This window comes from Methylosinus sp. R-45379, assembly GCF_001644125.1.
In the GTDB taxonomy this organism is placed as follows: domain Bacteria; phylum Pseudomonadota; class Alphaproteobacteria; order Rhizobiales; family Beijerinckiaceae; genus Methylosinus.
In genome coordinates this window covers 1-8,174 of the sequence record NZ_LUUM01000258.1, presented here as the reverse complement: position 1 = coordinate 8,174, position 8,174 = coordinate 1, and the positions used below count along the sequence as shown (strand labels likewise).

Below are 8,174 nucleotides of genomic sequence, written 5' to 3'. Positions count from 1 at the left end.
GCGCGGCCGCGCGCTCGTCGTCTCGGACAAGGCGGAGCGCGTGCGCAATTTTCATCATGCGACGCTCGCAGCTCTCGCCGAGCTCGCCGCCGCCGCCGGGCTCGACCATCCGAGCGATTTCACGCCGGAGCATTTTTGTCGCCGCATCTCCCCGCATGAGGCGGCGACTTTCGCCGATCTCTATCCGGCGCCGGCGCCCGGCGCGTTTCTCCGTGGCGAGATGGATGCGCGCTTCGCCGCCGCCTGGCGCAGCGCGCGCGCGGATTCGTTTCGGCCGGCGTCGCTCGCTCTCGCCTGATCGTCCCGCAGCCGCGCCTTGCAAGACGCGGCGAATTCACCGAGGATCGATCGTCGATATTGCGAGCCCATTCCCATGACGAATGTCTATGACGAGCAGGACTATCCTTACGCTGTCCGCCATTGGACGCATCCCACGCAGCTCGGCGCTCTTTCGCAATTGATGGGGCGGCCCGCGGCGCCGTTTCAGGACTGCCGCGTGCTGGAGATCGGCGCCGGCGATGGCGTCAATCTCGCCAGCATGGCGATCGGCGCGCCGCGCGCGCAATTTATCGGCGTCGATCTCTCCGAGCGCGCCGTCGCCGCAGGACGTGAGCTGACGGCGGCGGCGGGCGTCTCTAATCTGCGGCTCGTTTGCGCCGATCTGCGTGATTTCGAAGCCGAGCCGCAATCCTTCGATTACATCATCGCGCATGGCGTCTACGCCTGGGCGCCGAAGGTCGTTCAGGATGCGGTGATGGCGCTGTGCGGGCGGCTGCTGTCGCAGCGTGGCGTCGCCATGATCAGCTATAATGCGCTGCCGGGATGCCGCTTGCGCCAGGGCCTGCGCGACATGCTTCTCAGCGCCGTCGCGGGAATAGTGGAGCCAGAGCGCAGAATCGCCGCCGCGCGCGCGACGGCGAGCTTCTACGCCGAGCAATGGTCGACGAGCGACAACGCCTTTCGCAAGGCGCTGGCGCTGGAGGCGCGCGATTTTCTCGGCCGGCCGGATGGGCTCATCTTCCACGACGAGCTCGGCGAGATCTATGATCCGCAGCTCTTCTCCACTGTCGTCGCCGCGGCGCGGGCGCATGGGCTCGATTATCTTTGCGACAATGACCCCTCGCTGGTGGGACATGCGCTATGGGAGAGCGAGCTGTGGAGCCAATCCTTGCCGCTCACCGGCGGCGATCAGATCGCCTATGAGCAGGCGCTCGATTTCGTCGAGACGCGGTTTTTTCGTCGCAGCCTGTTCTGCCGCTCCGGCGCGCCGCTGGAACGGCGCTTCGCGCCGGAGCGTCTTTCCGGCCTCTATCTCGAGGCGCCGCTCGAGCCCTTCGTGGACGCCAGCGTCGCTGCGGGCGAATACGCCTTCAAGACGGCCGGAAAGGGCGAGGTCTCGACGCGCGACGCGGCTTTCGGAGCGGCGATGCGCCGGCTCGGCGAGGCCTATCCGCGCGCGCTCGCGATCGACGAGATCGCGGCAGAGCCCGCGGCGCGCTCGGCGCTGCTGCGGCTCTTTGCGGGCAATATGGCGCGCTTGGCGACGGAGCCTTTTCCAGTCGGAAGACAGCCGGGCGAAAAGCCTTTCGCCAATCCGCTGGCGCGCGCGCAGGCGCGGCTCGGCCTCGGCTCGGTGACGAGCTATCGGCATTCGCAAGTCGCGCTCGAGGGTGATGACACGCGCCGTTTTCTGGCGCTGCTCGACGGAACGCGAACGGTCGACGATCTCACCCGCGCAATGTCTGGCGAGGCGGAGGAGAGCCGCACGCGCGCGCAGGTGGAGGCGGCGCTCGCGACTTTCGCGATGTGGGGCCTGACGCGCGATCCTCACGCCTGAGCGACGAATCTAAAAATCAGAAGCCCGGATTATGCGACCATGAGAGCGGCTTCGGCGTCGCGGCGACGGGGGCGGCGACCACGGCCGGGGCCGCCGGACGCGCCGGGCGGGCGGCGAACGGGCGCTCGACGGGGGCGCGCTCGCGCATATGACGCGGGGCGACGACCGGCGCGGCGATCTGATTGCGCTTGCCGGCCCGCGCCGGACGCGCCGGCTCGTCGTCCTCTTCCTCATGACGACGCGCATTGTGCTTGGCCGGCTTGGCGGCCGGAGCAGCTTCCTCGCGGGCCGCATCCTTGACCGGCGCTTCCACGGGCTTGGCGGCGACGGGTGCGGCCTGCTGCGGGCAGACGGTCTCGGTCTGGCCCTGCAGCTGCGCGACCAGCTCGTCGGTGAGGCGGGTCGGCGCGGACTCGCCTTTCTTGCTCGCATAGGCGGCGAGCGCGGATTTGGTCGGCTCGTCGAGCTTGCCATTGGCGGCGGCCGCATAGCAGCCGAGCGTCTTCAGCTGCGTCTGCGCGGCGCGCACACGGGTCTCGGTCGCGGCGACAGCCTTGTCGAGATCGCCGCGCGCATCGGCGCAGGAGAATTTGCGGCCGCGCAGCGCGCCCAATTTCTGCTGCGCGTCGAAGCTCGTCGCATCGACATCGACGACGCTCTTGCGATCGGCGGCGCAGGCGCCTTCCAGCTCGGCGATCTTGCGGCGGGCCTCGGCGCGCGCCGTTTCGCAGCTCATGCCGTCGAGCGCGGCGCGCAGGCCTGAGAGATCGCCGGACTTGCCGTCCAGCGCCTTACGATCCGCGTCGCAGCTCTCCTTGGCGAGGCGCTGCTTCTTCTCCAGCTCAGCCGCCAGCGCCTTGCCATCCTTGCGCACATCCTCGCAAGTGGTCGCCAGCACGGCGGCGCGCAGAGCGATGAGGTCGTCCGCCTTGGATTGCAGCGTCTTGCGCTCGGCGTCGCAGGTCTGGCGCGCGAGAGTCTCCCGCTCCTCGAGCTTGGCGATGCGGCCCTTGGCGTCCTCGCGCGCGGCGTCGCATTTCATGCCCAGCGAAGCGGCGCGCAGCCGGGCGAGGTCGCCGCCCATTCCGGCGACGCTCTTGCGCTCGGCGTCGCAGCTCTGCCCTTCGATGCGGATCGCCTTGCTCTCCAGCTCGGCGACCAGAAGATTGGCGTCGTTGCGAACCGCCTCGCAGCGCATTTTGGCGGCGGCGGATTTCAGCGCGCCAATGTCGCTCACGCCGGCGGCGCCCAGCGCCTTGCGATCGGTATCGCAAATATCGCGCTCGCGGCGCTCCTTCTCCTCGAGCCGGGCGAGCACGAAGCGCGCGCCGTCCACCGCGGCGGCGCAAGTCATGCGGCCGACGGCGGCGCGCATGCCGGAAAGATCGCTCGGATCGACAGCGGCGAAAGCCTTGCGCTCGGCCTCGCAGGTCTCGCGCTCGCGGCGCTCTTTCGCCTCCAGCGCCGCGACCAGCGGCTTGGCTTCGTCTATCGCCGCGCGGCAGGCCAGGCGGCCGGAAACGGCGCGCAGGCTGAAAAGATCGTCGCGCGGGACCGAATGCAGCGCCGCGAGATCGGCGTTGCAGATCTCGCGCTCGCGCTGCTCCTTCGCCTCCAGCCGGGCGATGAGATCGCCGGCGCGGCGGCGCGCATCCGGGCAGCTCATTTTCGCGGCGGCGGCGCGCAGGCCGGCGAGGTTGTCTTCACCGAGGGCGCCGAGCGCTCTATTGTCGGCCTCGCAGCTCGCCAGCTCGCGACGCTCTTTCTCCTCGGCCTTGGCGACGAGCGTTTCGGCGCCCTTGCGCGCGGCGTCGCAGGAGAAGCGTCCGGCGGCGGCGCGCAGGCGCGAAAGATCAGCGGGGGCGATCGCCTCCAGCTCCTTCTGCTCGGCGTTGCAGCGCTGCACGCTCTCGAAGAGATCGAGCCGCAGCTGCGCGTCGCGGGCGCGGGGCGAGGTCGGATAGAGCGTCAGCACGCTGCGGAAATCGGCGGGGTCCTGCGTCTTGGAGGCCTTCTGCCAGGCGCGCTCGGCCATCTCATCCGGGCTGAGGAAATAAAAGTCGCCATAGATGCGGCTGGAGATTTCCGGCGACTGCTTGCCCTTGGTCGTGCGCGCGACATCGTCGCTGACGAGGTTGAACAGGCGGCGGATCTCCACCTCCGGCGCTTTCAGATTCTTGAGTAGCGCCTCGGCGAAGGGGCTGTTGCGGCCGGAGCCGTCCAGCGCCACCTCATGCGGTGCGGCCGCATAGGCGACGAGAATGCCCTTGGCGCCTTTGTTCACCGCGACGGCCATCCGCTCGAGGCCGCGCGGCAGCATTCCGCCGTCGACCGAGCGCGAGGCGGTGACGAGACTGTCGAAGGGATTGTTGCGGCAGGCGTCGAGGATGAGAATATTGACGCCCGCGGATTTCGACAGCGCGAGACGCACGCGGTCCATGTCCAGCGCCTTGAACTCGACATCGGCGACGTCCTTCACGGCGATGTCGGTCGGCAGCAGATAATTCTTGCCCTCGTTCTGCACGCCATGGCCGGCGTAATAGAACAGCGCCACATCGGCGCCGGCGGCCTTGCGCGAGAAGTCAGCGAGCGCGCCGTCCAGCTGCTCCTTGCGGGCGTTGACGAGCGAGATGACCTCGAAGCCGAGGTCCCTCGCCAGAGTCTCGGCGACGTCCTTGGCGTCATTGACCGGATTTTTCAGCCTGGCGATGTGGTCATATTCGGCGTTGCCGAGCACGAGAGCGACGCGGCGCTCTGCGAAAGCGGGAGACGCGACGACGGCCGCGAGAGCGAAGCTCGCGAGGGCAAGGACGAAATTTTTCCAATGCTTCGTCATTTCGCCGATGGCCATTGTCTGATGAATAGACGCGATCCCAATGGCTCACGCTATCATCGCCCTTGTCGTCGTCGCAACCGATATCAGAGGCGGGAAGGCCGGCGATGTGAGATGACGCACATCCCGGCGGCGCGCCGATCATTTTTTTCCGGCGTGATAGGCGGCGGCGTCGATCTCCTCGCCCTGGAGGATCGCCTCGGTGAGCAGCCTATTGTCATGCGGCACCGCCGCCTCATGGGCGGCGCCGTAGAATTTTTGGAAGAAGCCGCCAGTCTTGCTGTCGAAGCGGAACATCACATCCTCGAAAGGATAGTCGACATAGACGTCGCGGTCGCGAAAATCGGCTTTCGATAGTCCCATCACTTTCCTCCCGCGCGCCGAATGGCGTCGTAATAGGCGCGGCTCTCGGCCTCGATCTCCGCGGCCCGCGGATCGCCGGCCGGAAGATCGCGATACGCCTCATAGAGCGCATGCCCGCGTCCGCCCTCGAGATTCGCGGCTTCGGCGATCTCCGCGTATTTCTCCTCGCCCAAGATCAGCTTCGCGACCTCGGGCGTCTCCTTGGCGAAGATCATCTGCGGCGTGTTGACTTGAATTTCCGCCATGATCCCGGCTTCCGTCTTCAAGACCGTATTGGCGCCGCTATAACCGAGCGCGTCCGATCCCGCGTCGATTATCTTGCATTTGGCGCCTTTCTCCTTCAGCAGCGCGACGGCGGCGTCGAAATTCTCCTTTTCGACGACGATCGCGTTGCGGGCTATGTCGCGGATGCGGGATGCGTCGCCTTGATAATCCGCGATGATCTTCGCGCGCGCCCGGTCGATGTCCTTGAGCGGCGCCTTCGCCACCGCGCCGCCGGTCTTCTCGGCGATCTCCGCGGCGATGGCGTCTATCTCCTGCTTCGCCGCCGGGGCCTTCTCATAGATTTTCGCGAGCTGCTCCGTCAGTCCGGGCTGCAACAGCTTCTGCTCATTCGGCGGCCCGGCCGGCTTGCTCGGCTTGGGCTCATATCTCTCGGCCTTCGGCGCCCTCTCCTGCGGCGTGTTGCGCAGGCTCGGCTTTTTCTCGGTCCAGCGCGCGGCTTTTTTCGCGGCGCCATGGGTCAGCGCGGCGATCAGAACGGCGACGCCGAGCTTCGTCACGCCTTCGGCGAAAATCGCCGCCGCCTCGTCGAGCTGCGCTGCGCTCTGCGCCATGCTGATCAGATCGAGCGCATGGAACAGCGCATGCAGCCCTTGCCAGACCTGGGCGCCGCCGAAATAGACGCCCGCGCCCAGCAGCACGGCGTCGATCGCTTCGCCCGCGCCGAAAGCATGGGAGATCGCCCAGAGCGCCAGCACCTCGACCGTGATCGCCAGCGCCTTGGGCTCGATGAGCTCGGCGAAAGCCTGCTTCGTCGTTCCGCTCAAATGGTTCGGAACGAGGCGGAGCGTCGCCGTCAGACGCTCCTGCATGTTCATTCCCGTGCCATTCGCGCCCGTGACATTCGCGCCGCCCGGCGGCGCGGCGGCAGTGGAGACGCCGAGGCCCTTGGCGCGATCCTGAACGACGAAAGCCGCCAACGCGCCATTGCGGCTCATGCGCGCGACGCGATCGATCAGCGCGCGATCGTCGGCCTCGCGAATGCGCGCGCCCTCCTCCCGCCAAAGCGCGAAGGCGCGGCGCAGCGCATCGGCGCCCTCTGGATCGGCGAGCGCGAGACGCAGCCGCCGGCGCACCTCATATTCGCTGATCAGCGCGCGGCGGTCGCGGCCGGCGAGGCCCGCGAAGGCGGCGCGCGGGCCGAGGATCAGCGTCTCCGAGCCGGTGCGCAGGCGCAGGATCATGCCGCTCTCACCGCGCCCGCGTCTTGGCCGCGCCTTTGGCGGGCTTCCCGGCGCCGTTCTGATCCAGCGCTTCCGGCCGGGCGTTTTCCGGCTTGGTCTTGCCCATGGGCGTCGCCGTGGCGACGGCGGCGACCGGCGTCGGCGCGCTCATATCATTGGCGAGGCCGCGAAAGCGCACCGGCCGATAGCCGCGCGCCAGCAGCGAGGCGAGCGGATAGATGTTGCGGCACACTTTGCCATTGCAGCCGCCGGTCGAGGATTCGATCACCTCGGCGCGGCGATCCGGCGTGAAGCGCATGAACAGCATCACATGCGAGCCCGGCTTGTTGAGCGCGTCGCCGGGCAGCAGATCCCAAGGATTGCCCAATTCGCGCGAGATGGCCGGAATGGCCATAGTGGTGAAATGGGTGGAGAGGCCCCAGCAGGCGCTGACGAAGGCCGAGCAATCGACGCCGGCGACATCCGGGCGCGGATCGTTGCGCGTGCAGACATTGCCGGCGAGGCGCCCGGCGCCGATCTCCGCCGCTATGCGCGGCAGCGCGCCATGGCAGCCCCAGCAATAGGGAATGCCGATGACCTCCTGCCCCAGCTTGCCATGCAGATAGCCCGGCCGGCGGATGCGCGCGAAGCCGCTGCAAGAGCGGTCCGGGTCTGCGCCATAAGAGCCCGCGTTGACGCGCCAGCGCACATTGGCGAATTGCAGCGCGGTCTGCACGACCTGCGTGCGATCGAGCGGACGCATCGCCGCCGTCGCGCCCTTGCGCTTGCCGAAATCGGTCAGCGCGTAAGAGGGAATCGCCGGCGCCGGCGGCGCGAGATCGATGACCTGCCCATTCTTCATCGGGCGGAAGCCGACGCCGAGCAGATCGACCGCGCCTTTGCGCGTCCGCAGGAAATAGACGTCACCCTCCGCCGAGACGGTGACGAAGCGTCGCGACAGGGCGACCTGCTTGTCCAGCGGCAGCTCATAAACGCCCTCGAGCGCGCCGTTGGAGGCGTAGCGGGCGACGAAGGTCGAGGGTTGGTCGGTCGCGTCGGTCGGAATATTCTCGCCCAGCACGAAAATGCGGCCGCGCTGATCGACATCCAGCAGCTCCACCGAGCCGATGCGGCTGCGCACCTGCATTTTGAGCTTGGCGAGCGCCGCCCCATCCTTGATCTGCAAGGAGATGGAGACGCCCTTTTTGTCGAGGGAGTTCACATCGGCCACCACCTGCCCGCGTCCATGCGAGGCGATGGTCTGCCGCGAGCGCGCGGGCTTTCCGTCGCCGAGGCTGCGTGTCGCGGCCTCGTCGTCGATCTCCTGCGAGCCGGTCTGCGCGAAGGCGGAGAGCGTCGCCTCGTCCGGCGCGGCGACCGAGCGCGTCACCGCGAGGCTGCGCGTCTGCGCATCCTCCGGCCCGGTCGCCTGCAAGGCGCGCGGACCTTCGTCCCAGACGTAAATAGTGTCCCTCGCGACGACGATATCGGTCGGCCGCAGATCGCTCGGCAATTCGAGCGAGCGCGTCGCCTCGGCGGGCTTATGCGGATCGAAACGCAAAACGCGGCCATTGACCTGGTCGAGCAGATAGATCTCGCCTTCCGCGCCGGAATAGATCGCCTGCGGACCCTCGATCTCCGTATCCGCGCCGGCCTCGACGACGCCGACGGAGGCGACGTCGAGGCCGGCGCGGAT

General features: G+C 67.9%; 5 protein-coding genes and 1 pseudogene. 2 read left to right on the top strand and 4 right to left on the bottom strand.

The window, feature by feature from the left end; genetic code table 11:
- Positions 1–298, top strand: a pseudogene (locus A1351_RS25400) (FMN-binding glutamate synthase family protein); the annotation flags it as partial.
- A 75-nt stretch (positions 299–373) separates the two neighbouring features.
- On the top strand, positions 374–1,837 hold the full coding sequence (locus tag A1351_RS14355) for a methyltransferase domain-containing protein (RefSeq protein ID WP_064033322.1): 1,464 nt from the start codon (positions 374–376) through the stop codon (positions 1,835–1,837).
- Between the two features lie 16 nt (positions 1,838–1,853).
- Here A1351_RS14355 and A1351_RS14350 read toward each other — a convergent pair whose 3' ends face one another.
- From A1351_RS14350 to A1351_RS25395, 4 genes are all read right to left on the bottom strand, one after another.
- Positions 1,854–4,673 carry a caspase family protein gene (locus A1351_RS14350; RefSeq protein WP_198162429.1) on the bottom strand — a complete coding sequence of 940 codons (2,820 nt, stop codon included), beginning with the start codon at positions 4,671–4,673 and terminating at the stop codon, positions 1,854–1,856.
- A 138-nt stretch (positions 4,674–4,811) separates the two neighbouring features.
- The gene (locus tag A1351_RS14345) at positions 4,812–5,033 is read right to left on the bottom strand and encodes a hypothetical protein (RefSeq protein ID WP_026599759.1); all 222 of its coding nucleotides are present in this window, start codon (positions 5,031–5,033) and stop codon (positions 4,812–4,814) included.
- A complete protein-coding gene (locus A1351_RS14340) occupies positions 5,033–6,499 on the bottom strand; it encodes a hypothetical protein (protein WP_064033320.1) in 1,467 nt (488 codons plus the stop codon). The genes A1351_RS14345 and A1351_RS14340 overlap by 1 nt, the downstream gene beginning before the upstream one ends.
- Positions 6,500–6,506: 7 nt before the next feature.
- Positions 6,507–8,174: a hypothetical protein gene (locus A1351_RS25395; RefSeq protein WP_064033319.1), complete on the bottom strand. Its 1,668-nt coding sequence runs from the start codon at positions 8,172–8,174 to the stop codon at positions 6,507–6,509.

Excerpts from the sequence above, each read along its gene's own strand:
- A1351_RS14355 (WP_064033322.1), top strand. The coding sequence starts at position 374 with ATGACGAATGTCTATGACGAGCAGGACTATCCTTACGCTGTCCGCCAT.
- A1351_RS14350 (WP_198162429.1), bottom strand. The coding sequence starts at position 4,673 with ATGACGAAGCATTGGAAAAATTTCGTCCTTGCCCTCGCGAGCTTCGCT.
- A1351_RS14345 (WP_026599759.1), bottom strand. The coding sequence starts at position 5,033 with ATGGGACTATCGAAAGCCGATTTTCGCGACCGCGACGTCTATGTCGAC.
- A1351_RS14340 (WP_064033320.1), bottom strand. The coding sequence starts at position 6,499 with ATGATCCTGCGCCTGCGCACCGGCTCGGAGACGCTGATCCTCGGCCCG.